This is a genomic window from Ensifer soli (assembly GCF_041928815.1).
GTDB lineage: Bacteria > Pseudomonadota > Alphaproteobacteria > Rhizobiales > Rhizobiaceae > JBHFEI01.
This window is the reverse complement of the sequence record NZ_JBHFEI010000056.1, coordinates 1-1,440: the sequence shown is the minus strand read 5'-3', so window position 1 is coordinate 1,440 and position 1,440 is coordinate 1. Positions and strand designations below refer to the sequence as shown.

Genomic DNA, 1,440 nt, shown 5'->3' with positions numbered 1-1,440 from the left:
CCGCCTTCACGCCAAAGGAATGCCGACACTATTTCGAGGCCGCAGGATATGACCCGGAATAAGTCGAATCTGCTCTAGGAGAGCGGATATAAACTCACAAAATCCGGCAAAGATCTGATCGCCGCTAATCCAAAAAAGCAAATCGTTGCCGCGGATGGATCGCTGGCCTTCACTGGGGTTGCGTTTCCTGACGGAACAGCCCCGCTCGGGCAGGTGATCATCCTTTGCCCGATCGTCCGGAAAAACCTCTTCCATGGTGGGAAAAGCAGCAAGGACGGCTTCGATAGCCCGGAGCGCACGAAGAGACTTCTGTCCCTTGTACTCGCCGTTCTCAACGAGCTGGCCGGTACTTGTGACCTCCGGCCGGAGTACACCGGCTATTATTGGCGCTTGCGCGATAGCTCAGGCCAAAAGATCGGCCGATTCAGCCGGTTTTCTCCCTTGCATCGATACGGGCGAAAATTCTGGTGCGGTGATTTTGCTGCTCAACATAGGAATCAAACTATGAGATCAGAAACCTTCTACGCCCTCGCTCCCTTCGCGACGACCGCAACGACTTCCACATATGGCACCCTCATCGGGGTCCACTCGCTCCTGGCGGCTGTTGTGGCCGCCGGTTACGGCTTTGCCTATGACTGGCTTGACCGGAAACTTGCTTAGCAGGCAGGGCGAGTTTCGGCCCGCACTGCCGTTCTCGCGAGCCGCCGAGGCCTAATCGCGGAAGACAACATGCTGGCCAGCTTCCTGCCGGCTAGCAATCTCCTTAGCTACGGCTCGGTAAAACTCGCCCTGGTCGATGTTGGATGCAAGTGGGCCGCCAAGATCCCGATACATGCCCTTGCCCTCCTCGCGCTCCTTTAAAGTGTGCCGTCCGGAGGGATGGCGATCGACGACCAACTCGATGCGCCGGGGGCGGTTCAGATAAGCGCTGATCAGGGATTGTTTGTCCTCCGGCGCAAGAGCGATTACGGCGGGATGCAGCTTGTCGTCCAGCATCGTCCAAGTCGGCAGGCCACGACTCTGAGGATTGCCGATTGGATTCTCGTCCGTGCCGTTCCAACGAAAGCCGACTCGCCGTTCACCATCCCAGGTTCCGATCGCGTAGGAACACCTTCCAGGGCCCTCGTCGATGATGACGTCTACCAGTTTCCAATGATTTTTCGGCGAATGAACGTCTTGGGGATTGATGTATGTCATTTCAAACCTCCATACGTATGCTGTCACTAATATCGATACGTTTGGGAAAATGCAAGAGCTGATTAGTAGCTTCGCAGGCGACAGGCGGCGACCGATGGTGTTAGCGTGCGCGAGACCACCCCAACGAGTAGATGACGCATGTTTTCTCCCAACCTTACCAAGGCAAAGATCGTGTCCCAGGAGGTGGTGTAGCTGGATTTCATAGCCATCGGTGATTCCCGGTAGGGTCGGGTTGCTTATGAC

General features: G+C 56.2%; 1 protein-coding gene. It reads right to left on the bottom strand.

From position 1 onward, the window contains the following. Positions 1-711 precede the first annotated feature (711 nt). On the bottom strand, positions 712-1,197 hold the full coding sequence (locus ACEVQ6_RS23610; RefSeq protein ID WP_374891485.1) for a hypothetical protein: 486 nt from the start codon (positions 1,195-1,197) through the stop codon (positions 712-714). Between the last annotated feature and the right edge of the window lie 243 nt (positions 1,198-1,440).

What these genes read in the sequence shown, in the direction of transcription:
- ACEVQ6_RS23610 (WP_374891485.1), bottom strand. Translation starts at nt 1,197, where the DNA reads ATGACATACATCAATCCCCAAGACGTTCATTCGCCGAAAAATCATTGG.